We start from the raw sequence: 16,841 nt of genomic DNA, 5'->3' as shown, positions 1-16,841 counted from the left end.
GGAGACCCGTCGGGGACGGGCCGGATGACACCGGAACAGGCCGCCGCGGCGAGCCGGGCGATCGTGGTGGAGCTGGGGGAGGCGTACACCCGGTGCCCCACCACCCGCCGCCGGGCGCGGCTGCTCGGCATCTCCGGGTGGGCCTTCTACGTCACCGCCCGGGGCGGCGCGCTCGGTGCCGTCGGGTCGGAGACCGCCGCCGCCTGCCTGGGCTTCATCGCCCCGGACGCGGTCGCCGAGGGCTGGGACGCGGCAGCCCGGGTGGTCGCCCCGCGCGAGGTGGCCGAGGCCGGCCTCGCCGAGTGCTGTCGCTGGGGTCGTCAGCACCTGGCCGACGCCCCCGGCGTGAACCGCCTCGCCGACCTGCTGCACCGGGCGGTGGCCGCCGCGGAGGCGCACGGCCTGCCCCTCTTCGCGGCCTGGCGGGCGATGCCGGTGCCGGACGACGCGCCCGGTGCGCGCGCGGCCGTGGGGCTGCACCTGCTGCGGGAGTTGTACCTCGGCGCGTACCTGCTCGCCGTGCGGGTCAGCGGCATGACCCCGTTGGAGGCGGTGCTCGCCGGGGCGGAGGGCGAGGCCGGGGCGATGGCCGGCGGTTGGCCCCGTCCGTATCCGCCGGTGGGCCCGCTGGTGCGGCGGAGGCTCTGGGCGGAGGCGGCGACCGACCGCCTGGTCTCCTCCGCCTTCCGGGCCCTGGGGTCGGCGGAGCGGGTCGAACTGGTCGACCTGCTGACCGTCACCCACCGGCGGGTGCGCGCCGCCGACGGGTGCCCGCCGACCGGCCACTGACGTCCTGGCTGGTCGGCGCAGCGTGACGGCTTCTCCACCCTCCGGATGGATTACGTGTGCGCCAGCCGACCCGAGGTGGGGGCGGTCGGTCGGGCGGGTGACGACCAGCGCAGACTGAGGGGGTGTCAGACGTGCTACGCGGACGCGGTGCCGGTGGGCCGGGACCGCAGTTCCTTGACGTAGTCGTCGGGCGCACCCGCCTTCTCGGCGGCGTTGGCGATCTCGGAGAGATACCACGCGGTGGGGAGCCCGCCCTCGTACCCGGCGAAGACGTAGACCCCGGCGGTCACGTCGCCGTCCAGGGTCGAGACCCGGACGTGCAGTTTCCGGTACGTGCCGGCGGTCACCCCCTCGATCTCGTCGAGTTGGGCGGCGTCGTACGGGTGGATGTCGTAGAGCGCCACGAACACCCGGTCGCCGGGGGACTCGACGATGGTGCTGACCGCGCCCTCCCAGCCGATGACGCCCTCACCCGCGAAGGTGAGTCGCCAGCCTTCCAGCCAGCCGACGCCGACCATCGGCGAGTGCGGGCAGTAGGCGCGCATCCGGGCGGGGTCCAGGTTTGAGCCGTAGGCGGCGTAATGACGCACAGCGATGACGATAGCCCGGCGGACGGGCGGGGGAGAATACGAACGGTGCGTGTCGGGCAGTCTGGGGTAAAGAAAACCATCATGGGAAGTGACGGAGGGCGAGCGCTGTGAGCCGGATCGTGATCATCGGCGGTGGGCCGGCCGGATACGAGGCGGCGCTGGTCGCCGCCCAGCTCGACGCCGATGTCACCGTGGTGGAGGCCGAGGGGGCCGGCGGTGCCTGCGTGCTCTGGGACTGCGTCCCCTCGAAGACCTTCATCGCCAGCTCGGAGGTGGTCACCGGTTACCGGGACACCGAGGAGTTCGGGGTGGACTCCGACGGCCTGGAGGCGGTCACCGTCGACGCGCGGGCCGTCCACGAGCGGGTCAAGCGGCTGGCCCTGGCCCAGTCCGCCGACATCCACGCCAAGCTGGTCAAGGCGGGCGTCAACGTCGTCACCGGCCGGGCCCGGCTCGGCGAGGACACCCTCGGGCACACCCACCGGGTCGTGGTCACCCCGTCCGACGGCGAGCCGGAACACTCGATCGCCGCGTCGACCGTGCTGATCGCCACCGGGGCCACCCCGCGCCAGCTCCCCACCGCCGTGCCCGACGGCGAGCGCATCCTCACCTGGCGGCAGGTCTACGACCTCCCCGACCTGCCCGAACACCTGATCGTGGTCGGTTCCGGCGTGACCGGTGCCGAGTTCGCCAGCGCGTACCTGGCGATGGGGGTCGAGGTCACCCTGGTCTCCAGCCGGGACCGGGTCATGCCCCACGAGGACGCCGACGCGGCGATGGCCATCGAGCGGGTGTTCCGCTCCCGGGGCATGAGCATCCTCAACAACTCCCGCGCCGAGGCGGTCCGCCGCACCGACGACGGGGTCGAGGTGCAGCTCTCCGACGGACGTCTCGTGGCGGGTTCGCACGCGCTGATCGCGGTCGGCTCGGTGCCGAACACCGCCGGCCTCGGTCTCGCCGAGTACGGCGTCCAGCTCGCCCAGGGCGGGTACGTCACCGTGGACCGGGTCTCCCGCACCACCGTGCCCGGCATCTACGCCGCCGGTGACTGCACCGGGCTGCTCCCGCTGGCCAGCGTCGCCGCCATGCAGGGCCGGATCGCGATGTGGCACGCGCTCGGCGAGGCCGTCCGGCCGCTGCGGCTGCGGACCGTCTCGGCGAACGTCTTCACCGACCCGGAACTCGCCACCGTCGGGGTGTCGCAGAACGAGGTGGACGCCGGGAAGGTGCCGGCGCGGCAGGTGATGCTGCCGCTGGCCGGCAACCCCCGGGCCAAGATGGCCGGGCTGAACGACGGCTTCGTCAAGCTGTTCTGCCGGCCCGCCAGCGGTCAGGTGGTCGGCGGGGTGGTCGTCGCGCCGAAGGCCAGCGAGCTGATCCTGCCGATCACCATGGCGGTGGAGAACAACCTCACCGTCAACGAGTTGGCCCAGACGTTCACCATCTACCCGTCGCTGTCCGGCTCGATCGCCGAGGCGGCCCGACAGTTGATGCTGCACGAGCTGGAGTGACCGCCGGGCGGGGCGTCGTCAGCGGGAGGAGGTGCCCACTGTCGTCGTCTCCGCCCCGGGGGCGGCCCCGGCGACGCGCGCCTGGCGGGCGGCGACCTGGTTCAACGCCCAGCCGGCCGCCGCGAACCCGGCCGCCGCCCCGGCCGCGATCAGCACCAGCAGCCAGGCCGACCGGGTCAGCGCCGCGCCGCCCAGGTGGCCGACGAGTCCGCCGTACGCCGCCCAGCCCAGCGCGGCGACCGCCTCGTAACAGAGGAAGAGGCGGTACGGGTAGCGGCTGCGGCCGGCGGAGAAGCACGCCGCCATCCGTCCGCCGGGCACGAACCGGCAGAGCAGGATCACCAGCGGGCCGGGACGGCGCAGCCCCTGGGTGAACCGGCCGGCCGCCCGGCGGGCCCGACCCGGTCGCCGCTGGCGGGGCGCCACCCGCTCCGGGGTCCGTCGGCCCAGCAGGTAGCAGGCCAGGTCGCCGGCGAACACCCCGGTCGCGCCGATCCCGATGGTCAACGGGAGGTTCAGTTCGCCGTACACGGTCAGCGCGCCGCCGGTGATCATGATGGCCTGCGTCGGGATCACCGGGACGAAGGCGTCCACCGCCAGGAGGCCGAGCAGGATCAGGTAGGCCCACGCGGGTGACGCCACGTCGGTGAGTAGGTCGGGCGCCACTGCCACCTCGCGGTTCGGCCGATCGGGGTGTACCGAGCCTGACGGCGTGTGCCGCGTCACCACGGACAGCCCCGGCCGGTGGTGACCCCCACCACGGGTGGAGCCACCTGGGTACAACGTCGAGCTACCGCAGAGGTTACGGAAAACGACGCCTTCGCGGGGGACCGGCATGGTCGGCGGATCGGTCGCCGCGCGCGTACCGTTGACAGCGCGGCCCGATCGCGTCGGGTCCCCCGTTCCCGACGAGCGGGTCGCTCGCGGACCGCCGGCAGGTCCCGTGCCGGCGGTCCGCCTCGCCCCGCCACCCCGTCGATCATGGACTTTGGGCACCACCCAAAACCCGCGATCGTCACCATCCGCACACCACAACCCCCTGATCGACGGGGGTGGAAAACGGGTGCGTGGCGGGCGAGGGGCGGCGTACGGTCGCGGCATGCGCAGTGCGGTGGTGACGACGACGCCGGGTGACCCCGGCACGCCGCGCTGACCTGATCCGTCGACGAGGCCCCGGGCGATCCGCCCGGGGCCTTCGCCGTGCTCCGACCGGTCGCTTCCGGGGTCGTACCCGAACCAGGAGACCCCGATGAACGACCACCGCAGGCTCGGCCGTGACCTGGACCTCTTTGCCTCCGACCCGCTCAGCGGCGCCGGGCTGCCGCTCTGGCTGCCGGCCGGCGCAGCCGCCCGGCACGCGGTCGAGGAGTACCTCCGGGAGGTGGAGCGCCGGGCCGGCTACCAGCACGTCCACACCCCGCCGCTGGGCCGGCGGGACCTCTTCGACCGCTCCGGTCACCTCGGCTACTTCGCCGACGACATGTTTCCGCCGATGCGACTGGGTGCGGACGAGTTCGTCCTCCGGCCGGCGCTCTGCCCGCACCACGCGCTGGTCTACCAGTCCCGGGGCCGCTCCTATCGGGAGCTGCCGCTGCGCGTCGCCGAACTGGGCGGCATGTACCGGGCGGAGCGTTCGGGGGTGCTCGGCGGGCTCTCCCGGGTACGCGCCATCTCGCTCAACGACGCGCACAACTTCTGCGCCCCGGAACAGGTCGGCGCGGAGGTCGCGGAGATCCTCGGGCTGATCCGGGCGGCGCACGCCGCGCTCGGCGTACGGGCCGCCGGGTTCCGGCTGTCGCTGCGCGGGCCGGGGGAGAAGTACGTCGGCGAGGAGGAGCAGTGGCGTCGGGCCGAGGAACTGCTGCGGGCCGCCCTGGTCGGGATCGAGCACACCGAGGCCCCCGGCGAGGCCGCCTTCTACGGCCCGAAGATCGACATCCAGGTGCGGGACGCGGCGGGGCGGGAGTTCACCCTCTCCACCGTGCAGCTCGACTTCGACAAACCGGAGCGGTTCGACCTGTCGTACGTCGACGGGGGCGGGAAGCGACGTCGACCGGTGATGGTGCACCGGAGCCTGGTCGGCAGCATGGAACGCCTCTTCGCGTACCTGATCGAGGAGCACGCCGGCGCGTTCCCGGCCTGGTACGCCCCGGTGCAGGTGGTGGTGCTCCCGCTGGACGACCGGCAGGCCGACCCGGCGGCGGGGTTCGCCCGGGACTGCCGCCACGCCGGGTTGCGGGCCGAGGTGGACGCCGCCGGTTCCCTCGGCGCGCGCATCCGGGACGCCGCCCGCCGCCGGATCCCGTACGTGGCCGTGGTCGGCCCCCGGGAGGCCGCCGAGGGCCGGGTGAGCCTGCGTCAGCGCGACGGCCGACGGCTCGACCCCCTGCCCGGCTCCGCCGCCCTCGACCTGGTCACCGCTGCCGCCCGTCCACCGCTGGGGTGACCGTCACCGGTGGTGCCGCCCGCCGTCGACGGCCGGCGGCACCACCGGTGGGCGTCACGGCACCGGCGACGGGTCGTCCTGGACCGGGGCGGAGAACTGGGCGTGGTGCAGGCGGTGGTACGCGCCCCCGGCGGCGAGCAACTCCTCGTGGGTGCCCTGCTCGACGATCCGGCCCTGCTCCATCATCAGGATCAGGTCGGCGTCCCGGATGGTGGAGAGCCGGTGGGCGATGACGAAGCTGGTCCGGTCCGACCGGAGCGCCGCCATCGCGTGCTGCACCAGCACCTCGGTACGGGTGTCCACCGAGCTGGTCGCCTCGTCCAGGATGAGCAGCGACGGCTCGGCGAGGAAGGCCCGCGCGATGGTGATCAGCTGCTTCTCGCCGGCGCTGACGTTGCCGCCCTCGGAGTCGATGACCGTGTCGTACCCGTCCGGGAGGCTCCGGACGAACCGGTCCACGAAGGTCGCCCGGGCCGCCGCCAGGATCTCCTCCTCGGTCGCGTCCGGCCGGCCGTAGGCGATGTTCTCCCGGATGGTCCCGCCGAAGAGCCAGGTGTCCTGGAGCACCATGCCGATCCGGCCGCGCAGCTCGTCCCGGCGCATCGTGGTGACGTCCACCCCGTCCAGGGTGATCCGCCCGGAGTCCAGCTCGTAGAAGCGCAGGATCAGGTTGACCAGGGTGGTCTTGCCCGCGCCGGTCGGCCCGACGATCGCCACCGTGTGCCCGGGTTCGGCGACCAGCGACAGGTCCTCGATCAGCGGCCGGTCCGGGTCGTACCGGAAGGAGACCTTCTCGAACTCGACCCGGCCGGTGGCGACGCGCCCGGCCGGCCGGCCGGTCCGCTGGGTCACCACCGGACCGACCCGTGCGCCGGCGGCCGGCAGCTCCGGGGTCCGGGTCACCGGGTCCGGGGTCTGCTCGGGCGCGTCGAGGACGGCGAAGACGCGTTCGGCCGAGGCCACCCCGGACTGGAGCAGATTGATCATCGAGGCGAACTGGGTCAGCGGCTGGGTGAACTGCCGCGAGTACTGGATGAACGCCTGCACCTCGCCCAGGCTCATCGCCCCCGCCGCCACCCGCAGGCCGCCGACCACCGCGACCAGCACGTAACCGAGGTTCCCGATGAACATCAGCGACGGCATGATGATCCCGGAGACGAAGTGGGCGCCGAACCCGGCCCGGTACAACTCCTCGTTCTTCGCGGCGAAGTCCGCCTCGACCTCCCGCTGCCGACCGAAGACCCGGACCAGCTCGTGCCCGGTGTACGCCTCCTCGACCAGGGCGTTGAGTTGCCCGGTGTGCGTCCACTGGGCGACGAACTGCCGCTGTGAGCGCTTGGCCACCTGCCGGGTGACCAGCACCGACGCCGGTATCGCCAGCAGGGTGAGCACAGTCAGCAGCGGCGAGACCACGATCATCATCACCACCACCCCGAGCACGGTCAGCACCGAGGTGAGCAACTGGCTCAGCGTCTGTTGCAGGCTCTGCGCGACGTTGTCGATGTCGTTGGTGACCCGGCTGAGCAGCTCGCCCCGGGGCTGCCGGTCGAAATAGGGCAGTGGCAGGCGGTGCAGCTTCGCCGCCACGTCGGCGCGCAACTGCTGCACGGTCCGCTGCACCACGCCGGTGAGCATGTGCGCCTGCACCCAGGTCAGCAGGCTGGCCAGCAGGAACAGTCCGAGGGCCAGCAGCAGCACCCGCCCGAGGCGGCCGAGGTCGATGCCCGCGCCGGACACCACGTCCATCCGGGCGAGCAGATCGGCGAGGGTGTCGTCACCGGCCGCCCGGGCCCGCGCCACGGCCTCCTCGGTGGTCAGCCCGGCCGGGACCTGCCGGCTGAGCACCCCACCGAAGATCAGGTCGGTGGCGTACCCGAGGATCAGCGGCCCGACCACGGTGAGCCCCACGCCGGCCACGGCGAGGGCGACCACCGCGAGGAGCCGGCCCCGGTGCGGCCGGAGCAGGCCGAGCAACCGGCGGGCCGACGGCCCGAAGTCCAGCGGCTTCTCCGCCGGCACGCCCACCCCGGTCGCCGGCCCGCCGCGCCGGGCGCCCGGCGGCAACCGCCGGGGCGTCCGTTCGTTCCCGCCCATCTGTCCCTTCCGCTTTTCCTCGGGTACGGCCTGCGCGCTCACGCCGACGCTCCCGCGGTCTGCTGGGAGGAGACGATCTCCGCGTACGTCGGACAGGTGTCCAGGAGGTCGGCGTGGCGACCGATCCCGACCACGGCCCCGTCCTCCAGCACCACGATCTGGTCGGCGTCCACGACCGTGGAGACCCGCTGCGCCACGACCAGCACGGCGGCGTCCCGGGTCACCGGGCGCAGCGCGGCGCGCAGCCGCGCGTCGGTGCCCAGGTCGAGGGCGGAGAACGAGTCGTCGAAGAGGTAGATCCCGGGCCGGCGGACCAGCGCGCGGGCGATGGCGAGCCGCTGCCGCTGGCCGCCGGAGACGTTCGTCCCGCCCTGCGCGATCTCGGCGTCCAGCCCGCCCGGCATCGCCGCGACGAACTCTCGGGCCTGGGCGATCTCCAGCGCGGCCCACAGCTCCTCGTCGTCCGCGTCCGGGTTGCCGTACCGCAGGTTGCTCGCCACCGTTCCGGTGAACAGGTACGGCCGCTGCGGCACCAGCCCGATCCGTCCCCACAGGGTCTCCGGGTCCAGGTCGCGGACGTCGACCCCGTCGACCAGCACCGAGCCTGCGGTCACGTCGACCAGCCGGGGGATCAGCGACAGCAGGGTGGTCTTGCCGGCGCCGGTGCTGCCGACGATCGCCGTGGTGGTGCCGGCGGTGACCCGGAAGGAGACGTCACGCAGCACCGGGGCCGCCGCGCCCGGGTACTGGAACCGCACGGCACGCAGTTCCACACCGGCCGGCCCGGTGGGGGCGACCGGTTCCCGGGGCGGGACCACCGACGGCTCGGTGTCGAGGACCTCGGTGATCCGCTCCGCGCAGGCCGCCGCGCGGGGCACCATCATCAGGATGAGCGTGGCCATCATGACCGCCATCAGCATCTGGGTGAGGTAGGCGACGAACGCGGTGAGCGCGCCGACCTGGATCTGGCCGGCCTCGACCCGCAGCGCCCCGAACCAGAGCACCGCGACGCTGGAGACGTTGAGCACCAGCAGGATCACCGGGTAGATCGTCGCGAGCAGCCGGCCGGCGCGCAGCGCGGTGTCGGTCAGGTCGGCGTTCGCGGCGGCGAAGCGCTCCGTCTCGTACGGCTCGCGGACGAAGGCCCGGACCACCCGGATGCCGCTGATCTGCTCGCGCAGCACCCGGTTGACCACGTCGATGCGGGTCTGCTGTCGCCGGAACAGCGGGACCAGCCGCCGGGTGATCAGACTGATCGCCACGGCCACCGCCGGGATGCTGACCACCACCAGCCAGGAGAGCCCGACGTCCTCGCGTAACGCCATCACCAGCCCGCCGACGCTCATGATCGGCGCGGTGACCAGCATCGAGCCGGCCACCAGCACGAGCATCTGCACCTGCTGCACGTCGTTGGTGTTCCGGGTGATCAGGGACGGTGCCCCGAACCGGGCCACCTCGCGGGCGGAGAAGCGGGTGACATGCCGGAAGACGGCGGCCCGTACGTCCCGGCCGAAACCCATCGCGGCGAGCGCGCTGTACCGGACGGCCACGATCGCGCAGACCACCTGGACCGCGCTGACCAGGAGCATCCACCCGCCGAGTCGGACGATGAGGTCGGTGTCGCCCCGGGCGATGCCCCGGTCGATGATGTCGGCGTTGAGGCGCGGCAGGTAGAGCGAGGCCATCGTGCCGACGAACTGGAGCACGACCACCGCCAGCAGCGGCTGGGCGTACGGGTGCAGGTGCCGCCGCAGGAGCCCGATCAGCACGACGCGCCCCCCGCCCGTACGTCGCCCTGCGGGCCGGCCTCCCCGCGCGTTCCTGACCGGTCGTTCCCGCAGGGCTCCGGCTCGCCGCTGCCGATCACCTCGAGCAGGAACTCCCGGATCACGGCGGCCCGGTCCGGGTCGGCGTCGACCGAGGTCAACGGCGGGTTGGCGGCGACCAGCCCGGCAGGCCCGGCGATCTTCTCCCGGCCGGCGGGGGTGATGGTCAGGCGGACCGACCGGCGGTCGGTCTCGTCCCGCTGCCGGCTGACCAGTCCGTCCCGTTCCAGGGTGTCGACGATGCCGGTCAGGGTGGCCGGACGGACGAAGCACCGTTCCGCGACCGCGCGGTGGGTCAGCGTGCCGTACCGGTCGAGGGTCATCAGGGTGGCCAGGCCGGCCTGGGTGAGGCCGTACTCCTCGGTGAGCCTGCGGTTCCACCGCTGGGCCACCAGATGCCCGGCCACCACGAGCAGGCGGCCGAGGGGCGCGTCCCGCAGGTCGTGGAGGTCCATGGGTGCAGGTTAGCCCCCGTACAGTCAGGGGCCGAATCGATTTCCGCCCGCACGCGGTGGGCTGTCGCCTTCCCGACGGACGCCGCCGCCCCGGCGGACGGCGGGCACCCGTTCACCAACTCGTCGGCAGTGGCATCCCCTCGGTGTAGCCGGCGGTGCTCTGCACCCCGACCACCGCCCGCTCGTGGAACTCGGCGAGGTTGCGCGCCCCCGCGTACGTGAACGCGCTGCGCACCCCGGCGACGATCTCGTCGATCAGGTCCTCCACCCCGGGGCGGTTCGGATCCAGGTACATCCGGGCCGAGGAGATGCCCTCCTCGAAGACCGCCTTGCGGGCCCGGTCGAACGGGCTGTCGTCGGCCGTCCGCGCGCTGACCGCCCGCGCCGAAGCCATCCCGAAGCTCTCCTTGTACCGCCGGCCGTCGGCGTCGGTGTAGAGGTCGCCGGGGGACTCGTAGGTGCCGGCGAACCAGGAACCGACCATCACGTTGGACGCCCCGGCGGCCAGCGCCAGCGCCACGTCCCGGGGGTGCCGCACCCCGCCGTCGGCCCACACGTGCCGCCCCAGTTCCCGGGCCGCCGCCGCGCAGTCCAACACCGCGGAGAACTGCGGACGCCCCACCCCGGTCATCATCCGGGTGGTGCACATCGCGCCCGGACCGACCCCGACCTTGACGATGTCCGCGCCGGCCTCGACCAGGTCGCGTACCCCCTCGGCGGTGACCACGTTGCCAGCCGCCACCGGCACCGCCGGATCCAGTCCGCGCACCGCCCGCAGCGCGGTGAGCATCCGTTCCTGGTGGCCGTGGGCGGTGTCCACCACCAGCGTGTCCACCCCCGCCTCCAGCAGCGCCGCCGCCTTGCCCCGGACGTCGCCGTTGATGCCGACCGCGGCGGCGATCCGCAGCCGCCCCCGGTCGTCCGTCGCCGGGCGGTAGAGGGTGGCCCGCAGCGCGCCCTGCCGGGTCAGCACCCCGACCAGGCGGCCCCCGGCGTCCACCACCGGGGCGAGCCGGCGGCGACCCGCCGACAGCCGGTCGAACCCGGTACGCGGATCCGCGTCCGCCGGCACGGTGTGCAGCTCGGTCGACATGACGTGCCGGAGCTGGGCGAACCGGTCGACGCTCACGGTGTCCGCCTCGGTCACCACCCCGACCGGCCGGCTGTCGTCGTCGACCACGACCACCGCCCCGTGCGCCCGCTTCGGCAGCAGGTGGATCGCGTCACCGACGGTGTCGGTGGGCCCGAGCGTGATCGCCGTGTCGTGCACCAGGTGCCGTTGCTTCACCCAGGCGACGACGTTCGCCACCACCTCGATCGGGATGTCCTGCGGGATCACCGCGATGGCGCCCCGCCGGGCCACCGTCTCGGCCATCCGCCGGCCCGCCACGGCCGTCATGTTCGACACCACCAGCGGGATGGTGGTGCCGGTGCCGTCGGCCGTGGACAAATCGACGTCGAGCCGGGAGCCCAGGTCGGAACGGACCGGCGCCATGAAGACGTCGTTGTAGGTCAGGTCGTGCGCGGGAGCCGCGCCATGAAGGAACCGCACCCGGCCATCATTCCTGTTCGCGGCCGGTCCCGCCGGTCGGCGCGGTGGGCGACCCGTGCGGTGGCGGCTCGGTGACCCGCGTGCTGCGGCTCGGTGACCCGTGCGGTGGCGACTCGGCGACGCGGACGGTGGCGCGTCACCCCAGCAGCAGCGCCACCGCCAACGCGACCATCACCACCGCGACCACGCCGTCGAGCACCCGCCAGGCGGCGGGACGGGCGAGCAGCGGTGCGAGCCGGTGCGCCCCCACGCCGAGCGCGGTGAACCAGACCACGCTGGCGGACGTCGCACCGACCCCGAACAGCCACCGGTGCTCGTGCTGCTGGGCGATCCCGCCCACCAGCAGCACGGTGTCCAGGTAGACGTGCGGGTTCAGCCAGGTGAAGGCCAGACAGGCCAGCACGGTCGCCCGGAGGGTGGCGGGTGGCCGTGCGGTGGGCACGAGGCGGCCCGGACGCAGCGCCCGGCGGGCGGCCAGGGCGGCGTAGCAGAGGAGGAACGCCGCCCCGCCCCAGCGGATCGCGGTGAGCAGCCCCGGCCGGCCGGCCACCGCCGTGCCCAGGCCGGCGATCCCGGCGACGATCAGCAGCGCGTCGGACGCGGCGCAGGTGACCACCACCGGCACGACGTGCTCCCGGCGCAGACCCTGGCGGAGGACGAACGCGTTCTGCGCGCCGATGGCGACGATCAGCGCGATGGCGACCGAGAACCCGGCGACGGTCGAAGTGAGTACGGCGGACACGAAGCGAGGCTAGGAGCCGGGCTGCCCTTAAGTCCAATTAATGTTTTTGCGTATTGTTAAGATCTCCTAATGAGTGGTCTCGACCCGGCCCAGCTCCGGACGTTCGCCGCCGTCATCGGGGAGGGCAGTTTCGAGGCCGCCGCCGCCCTGCTGCACGTCACCCCGTCGGCGGTGAGCCAGCGGATCAAGGCCCTGGAGGAGGCGGTCGGGCAGGTCCTGGTCCGACGGGCCAAGCCGTGCCGGGCCACCACCGCCGGGCAGCCACTGCTGCGCCTCGCCGGGCAGGTCGCGCTGCTCGAACAGGAGGCACTGGCCGAGGCCCGCGCACCGTTGGCCGGTGGTCGCGAGCGGGTCCGGGTCGCCGTGGTGGTCAACGCCGACTCGCTCGCCACCTGGTTCCCGGCCGCCCTGGCCCGCCTGCCCACGGACCTGTCCTGTTCGTTCGACCTGCGCCAGGACGACCAGGAACACACCGCGCGGCTGCTCCGCGACGGCACGGTGACGGCGGCGGTGACCGCCGAGCGCGAACCGGTGCAGGGCTGCCGCTCCCAACCACTCGGCGCGATGCGCTACCTCGCCCTGGCCGCCCCCGGCTTCGCCGCCCGACACCTCACCGACGGGCTCACCCCGGCGGCCCTGGCCGAAGCCCCGGTGGTCGTCTTCGACCGCAAGGACCGGATCCAGCACCGCTTCGTCGAGACCGTCACCGGGCAGCGGCTCGACCCACCGGTGCACTACGTCCCGTCGGTGCCGGCCTTCGGGGCGGCGATCCGGCTCGGGCTCGGCTGGGGCCTGGTGCCCGAGCAACTCGCCCGGGACGACCTGGCCGGCGGCCACTGTGTCGACCTCGCTCCCGGCCGGCACCTGGACGTGCCGTTGTACTGGCAGCACTGGCGGCTGGAGGCGACCGTGCTGGGCGCGCTCACCACCGCCGTGCACGCCGTGGCCGCCGAATCCCTCCGCTGACCGCCGCCACCACTCCCGCCCCGCCACCCCGCACCGCCGAGGCTCGGCCTGGTGGTAGCAGGGGTCCCCTGTTACCGCTTTTTGATGAGGAGGGGTCCCCTGCTACCACCTCAGGCAGGGCTGCGGCGGCGCAGAGAGGGCTGCTACGTGACAGGGCTGTGGTCGGTCAGGCGATCGTGCAGATGGCCGCGCCGGCCGTGATCACCGCGCCGACGTCTGCGGAGAGCCCGCTGACCGTACCGGCCTTGTGGGCGTGGATCGGCTGCTCCATCTTCATCGCCTCCAGCACCACCACCAGGTCGCCCTCGGCAACGGTGTCCCCCTCTGCAACGGCGATCTTGACGATGGTGCCCTGCATGGGGGAGGCCAGCGTGTCACCACTGACCGCCGCGCCCGGCTTCGCCGCACCGCCCCGTCGGGCGGGCTTCCGCGCGGCCGGCGACGCGGTGGTCGTACCCGCGCCGAGGCCGGCGGGGAGGGTGACCTCCAGCCGCTTGCCACCCACCTCGACCACGACGGTCTCGCGTTCGGCCGGCGCCTCGGCGGGACCGGCGGCGGCGGTGAACGGCGGCACGGTGTTGTCGAACTCGGTCTCGATCCACCGGGTGTGCACGGTGAACGGCTCGGCGGTGAACGCCGGATCCCGGACGACGAGACGGTGGAACGGCAGTGCGGTGGCCATCCCCTCCACGACCATCTCGTCCAGGGCACGGCGGGCCCGCTCCAGCGCCTCGGCGCGCGTCTCGCCGGTGATGATCACCTTGGCCAGCAGCGAGTCGAAGTTGCCGCCGATCACGTCCCCGGCCGAGATGCCGGTGTCCACCCGCACGCCGGGGCCACTCGGCAGGCGCAGCGCGGTCACCGTGCCCGGGGCGGGCAGGAAGTTGCGACCCGGGTCCTCGCCGTTGATCCGGAACTCGATCGAGTGCCCGCGCGGCGTCGGGTCGCCGGTGAACCGCAGCTTCTCGCCGTCGGCGATCCGGAACTGCTCGCGGACCAGGTCGATGCCGGCGGTCTCCTCGGTCACGGGATGTTCCACCTGGAGCCGGGTGTTGACCTCCAGGAAGGAGATGGTGCCGTCCGCGCCGACCAGGTACTCCACTGTGCCCGCGCCGTGGTAGCCGGCCTCCCGGCAGATCGCCTTGGCCGAGTCGTGGATCTGGGCGCGCTGCGCGTCGGTGAGGAACGGCGCCGGCGCCTCCTCGACCAGCTTCTGGTGCCGTCGCTGGAGGGAACAGTCGCGGGTGCCGACCACGATCACGTTGCCGTGCTGGTCGGCGAGGACCTGCGCCTCGACGTGGCGCGGCTGGTCCAGGTACCGCTCGACGAAGCACTCGCCCCGGCCGAACGCGGCCACCGCCTCCCGGGTGGCCGACTCGAACAGCTGCGGGATCTCCTCCATGGTCCGGGCCACCTTCAGGCCCCGTCCGCCACCGCCGAAGGCGGCCTTGATCGCCACCGGCAGGCCGTGGTCGACCGCGAAGGCCATCACCTCGTCCGGGCTGCCCACCGGGTCCGGGGTGCCCGGCACGAGCGGCGCGCCGGCCCGCTGGGCGATGTGGCGCGCGGTCACCTTGTCGCCGAGGTCCCGGATCGCCTGCGGGGTCGGACCGATCCAGGTCAGGCCCGCGTCGATGACCGCCTGGGCGAAGTCGGCGTTCTCCGAGAGGAAGCCGTACCCGGGGTGGACCGCGTCCGCGCCGGCCCGCGCGGCAACGTCGATCAGCTTGTCGATCCGCAGGTACGTCTCGCCGGCGGTGTCGCCGCCCAGGGCGTACGCCTCGTCGGCGAGCGTGGCGTGCAGAGCGTCCCGGTCGGAGTCGGCGTAGACGGCGACGCTGCCCAGGCCGGCGTCGCGGCAGGCACGGATGACGCGGACGGCGATCTCGCCTCGGTTGGCGATGAGTACCTTGCGCACCTTCGGTGGCTCCTCCCGGGAGGCTACTGCCCGGGAGTGTATCGGCCGCCGGAAGAGCACCCTAACGATCGCTCAGTGTGGTACGCCGCACTGGCCCGATCCCTACGCTCCGGATCCCGGTCACCCCGTCGGAGCCGGTCTGCTGAACTGGACCGAACCGGTTTCGGGACTACCAAACCGACGAACGGGCGGGAGCAGGCATGATCAGGACCAGAGGACTGCGCAAGTCGTACCGATCCCGGGCGGGTCGCAAGGCCGGGACGGTCGACGCGGTCCGAGGGGTGGACCTCGACGTCGCCGAAGGGGAGATCTTCGGGTTCCTCGGTCCGAACGGGGCCGGCAAGACCACCACGCTGCGGATGCTCGCCACCCTCATCGAACCCGACGGCGGCGAGGCCACCATCGCCGGCGCGGACCTGCGCGCCGACCCCGCCGGGGTGCGCCGCCGCATCGGGTACGTCCCGCAGGGCGGCAGCAGTTGGGACGAGTCGACGGCCCGCGAGGAACTCGTCCTCCAGGCCCGGATGTACGGCCTCGGCAAGGCCGAGGCGCAGCGTCGTACCGACCGCGCCCTGGCCGCGTTCCAGCTCTCCGAGTACGCCGACCGCAAGTGCAAGACCTACTCCGGCGGTCAACGGCGACGCGTGGAGATCGCCCTCGGCATCATCCACGAACCGAAGATCGTCTTCCTCGACGAGCCCACCACCGGCCTCGACCCGCAGAGCCGCGCCCACATGTGGGACGAGATCCGGCGACTGCGTGGCGACGGCATGACCGTCTTCATCACCACCCACTACCTCGACGAGGCCGACGCCCTCTGCGACCGGATCGCGATCATGGACCACGGCGAGATCGTCGCCGAGGGCACCCCGGGCGAACTCAAGCGGGAGATCTCCGGGGACGTGGTGGTCGTCGGCCTCGACGCGGCCGACACACCTGCCGCGTACCGCCTCTTCGAGGGCGAGGTCTACGTCAACCGGCTGGAGCGCCTCGACGAGGGCGGCCTACGGCTCTGGGTCGGCGAGGGCGCGACCACCATTCCGCAGATCCTCCGCCGGATCGACGGCGCCGGGCTCGACCTGCGCTCCATCGAGCTGCACCGTCCCAGCCTCGACGACGTCTTCCTCACCAAGACCGGCCGCTCGCTGCGCGAGTCCTGACCACCTAGGAGACCGCACGTGAAACTCGCCCGCGACACCTGGCTGATCTTCCAACGCCAGCTCCAACTGCTGCTCCGCAACCCGGTTTGGGTCTTCGTCGGCGTCTTCCAGCCGGTGATGTACCTGCTCCTCTTCGCTCCACTGCTCAAGCCGGCCCTGAACGCGCCCACCCAGGCGGATGCGTACAAGATCTTCGTACCCGGCCTGCTCGTGCTGCTCGCCATCTTCGGCGGGCTGTTCCAGGGCTTCGGCCTCCTCGCCGAACTGCGCGCCGGACTCATCGAACGCTCCCGGGTCACCCCGGTCAGCCGCCTCGCCCTGCTGCTCGGCCGCTCCCTGCGGGACGTCGTCTCACTGCTGGTGCAGGCCGTCATCATCACCCTGCTGGCCCTGTTCTTCGGGCTCAGCGTGATCCTCGGCGACCTGCTCCTGGCGTACCTGATGCTCGCCCTGATCGCGCTGATGACCTCGGCCGTCTCCTACGGCGTCGCGCTCAAGGTACGCAGCGAGGAGGCGCTCGCCCCGCTGATGAACACGGTCGCCCAGCCGGTTCTGCTGCTCTCCGGGATCCTGCTGCCGCTCACCTTCGCCCCCGGCTGGTTGCAGGGCATCGCCAAGTGGAACCCGTTCTCCTGGGCGGTCGAGGGCACCCGCGCGCTCTTCGCCGGTGACCTCGGCAACGACCGGGTCTGGCAGGGGCTCGGCATCATCACCGTGCTGACCCTGCTCGCCGTCACCTGGGCGGCCCGCGCCTTCGCCCGCAGCGTCCGCTGACGGCGGGGTTTGGTGGTA

General features: G+C 73.1%; 14 protein-coding genes. 6 read left to right on the top strand and 8 right to left on the bottom strand.

Features of this window, described 5'->3' with window-relative positions:
• Window positions 1-24: 24 nt before the first annotated feature.
• Window positions 25-789: an SCO6745 family protein gene (locus GA0070618_RS05775; protein ID WP_088980712.1), complete on the top strand. Its 765-nt coding sequence runs from the start codon at window positions 25-27 to the stop codon at window positions 787-789.
• 134 nt (window positions 790-923) lie between these two features.
• Here the strand turns inward: GA0070618_RS05775 and GA0070618_RS05770 are convergent, their stop codons facing one another.
• Entirely contained in the window at window positions 924-1,379 is a 456-nt protein-coding gene (locus tag GA0070618_RS05770) for a gamma-glutamylcyclotransferase (protein WP_088980711.1), read from the bottom strand.
• Between the two features lie 107 nt (window positions 1,380-1,486).
• Between GA0070618_RS05770 and GA0070618_RS05765 the strand changes: the two genes are divergently transcribed.
• Entirely contained in the window at window positions 1,487-2,890 is a 1,404-nt protein-coding gene (locus GA0070618_RS05765) for an NAD(P)H-quinone dehydrogenase (protein ID WP_088980710.1), read from the top strand.
• 18 nt (window positions 2,891-2,908) lie between these two features.
• On the opposite strand, the gene GA0070618_RS05760 is transcribed toward GA0070618_RS05765, so the two are convergent.
• Window positions 2,909-3,532 carry a DedA family protein gene (locus GA0070618_RS05760; RefSeq protein WP_231931619.1) on the bottom strand — a complete coding sequence of 208 codons (624 nt, stop codon included), beginning with the start codon at window positions 3,530-3,532 and terminating at the stop codon, window positions 2,909-2,911.
• A 538-nt stretch (window positions 3,533-4,070) separates the two neighbouring features.
• Here GA0070618_RS05760 and thrS point away from each other — a divergent pair.
• Window positions 4,071-5,336: a threonine--tRNA ligase gene (gene thrS / locus GA0070618_RS05755; protein ID WP_331253152.1), complete on the top strand. Its 1,266-nt coding sequence runs from the start codon at window positions 4,071-4,073 to the stop codon at window positions 5,334-5,336.
• Between the two features lie 54 nt (window positions 5,337-5,390).
• Here the strand turns inward: thrS and GA0070618_RS05750 are convergent, their stop codons facing one another.
• From GA0070618_RS05750 to GA0070618_RS05730, 5 genes are all read right to left on the bottom strand, one after another.
• A complete protein-coding gene (locus GA0070618_RS05750; RefSeq protein ID WP_414467562.1) occupies window positions 5,391-7,472 on the bottom strand; it encodes an ABC transporter ATP-binding protein in 2,082 nt (693 codons plus the stop codon).
• Window positions 7,469-9,199: an ABC transporter ATP-binding protein gene (locus tag GA0070618_RS05745; RefSeq protein WP_088980706.1), complete on the bottom strand. Its 1,731-nt coding sequence runs from the start codon at window positions 9,197-9,199 to the stop codon at window positions 7,469-7,471. The genes GA0070618_RS05750 and GA0070618_RS05745 overlap by 4 nt, the downstream gene beginning before the upstream one ends.
• Window positions 9,193-9,711: a MarR family winged helix-turn-helix transcriptional regulator gene (locus GA0070618_RS05740; RefSeq protein ID WP_088980705.1), complete on the bottom strand. Its 519-nt coding sequence runs from the start codon at window positions 9,709-9,711 to the stop codon at window positions 9,193-9,195. Before GA0070618_RS05740 ends, GA0070618_RS05745 begins: the two co-directional genes overlap by 7 nt.
• A gap of 112 nt (window positions 9,712-9,823) precedes the next feature.
• Complete coding sequence (locus GA0070618_RS05735) at window positions 9,824-11,263, bottom strand: GuaB1 family IMP dehydrogenase-related protein (RefSeq protein WP_088980704.1); 1,440 nt, start codon at window positions 11,261-11,263, stop codon at window positions 9,824-9,826.
• A gap of 136 nt (window positions 11,264-11,399) precedes the next feature.
• Complete coding sequence (locus GA0070618_RS05730) at window positions 11,400-12,005, bottom strand: LysE/ArgO family amino acid transporter (RefSeq protein ID WP_088980703.1); 606 nt, start codon at window positions 12,003-12,005, stop codon at window positions 11,400-11,402.
• Between the two features lie 69 nt (window positions 12,006-12,074).
• Between GA0070618_RS05730 and GA0070618_RS05725 the strand changes: the two genes are divergently transcribed.
• Window positions 12,075-12,971 carry a LysR family transcriptional regulator ArgP gene (locus GA0070618_RS05725; RefSeq protein ID WP_088980702.1) on the top strand — a complete coding sequence of 299 codons (897 nt, stop codon included), beginning with the start codon at window positions 12,075-12,077 and terminating at the stop codon, window positions 12,969-12,971.
• Between the two features lie 166 nt (window positions 12,972-13,137).
• Here GA0070618_RS05725 and GA0070618_RS05720 read toward each other — a convergent pair whose 3' ends face one another.
• On the bottom strand, window positions 13,138-14,889 hold the full coding sequence (locus GA0070618_RS05720; protein ID WP_088980701.1) for an acetyl/propionyl/methylcrotonyl-CoA carboxylase subunit alpha: 1,752 nt from the start codon (window positions 14,887-14,889) through the stop codon (window positions 13,138-13,140).
• Window positions 14,890-15,089: 200 nt separating this feature from the next.
• On the opposite strand from GA0070618_RS05720, the gene GA0070618_RS05715 reads away from it, so the two are divergent.
• Complete coding sequence (locus GA0070618_RS05715) at window positions 15,090-16,049, top strand: ATP-binding cassette domain-containing protein (RefSeq protein WP_088980700.1); 960 nt, start codon at window positions 15,090-15,092, stop codon at window positions 16,047-16,049.
• A gap of 18 nt (window positions 16,050-16,067) precedes the next feature.
• A complete protein-coding gene (locus GA0070618_RS05710; protein WP_088980699.1) occupies window positions 16,068-16,823 on the top strand; it encodes an ABC transporter permease in 756 nt (251 codons plus the stop codon).
• Window positions 16,824-16,841: the final 18 nt, after the last annotated feature.

Source organism: Micromonospora echinospora (assembly GCF_900091495.1).
Classification (GTDB): domain Bacteria; phylum Actinomycetota; class Actinomycetes; order Mycobacteriales; family Micromonosporaceae; genus Micromonospora; species Micromonospora echinospora.
Note: the sequence above shows the minus strand (reverse complement) of the source record. Positions and strands in the feature narration are given on the sequence as shown.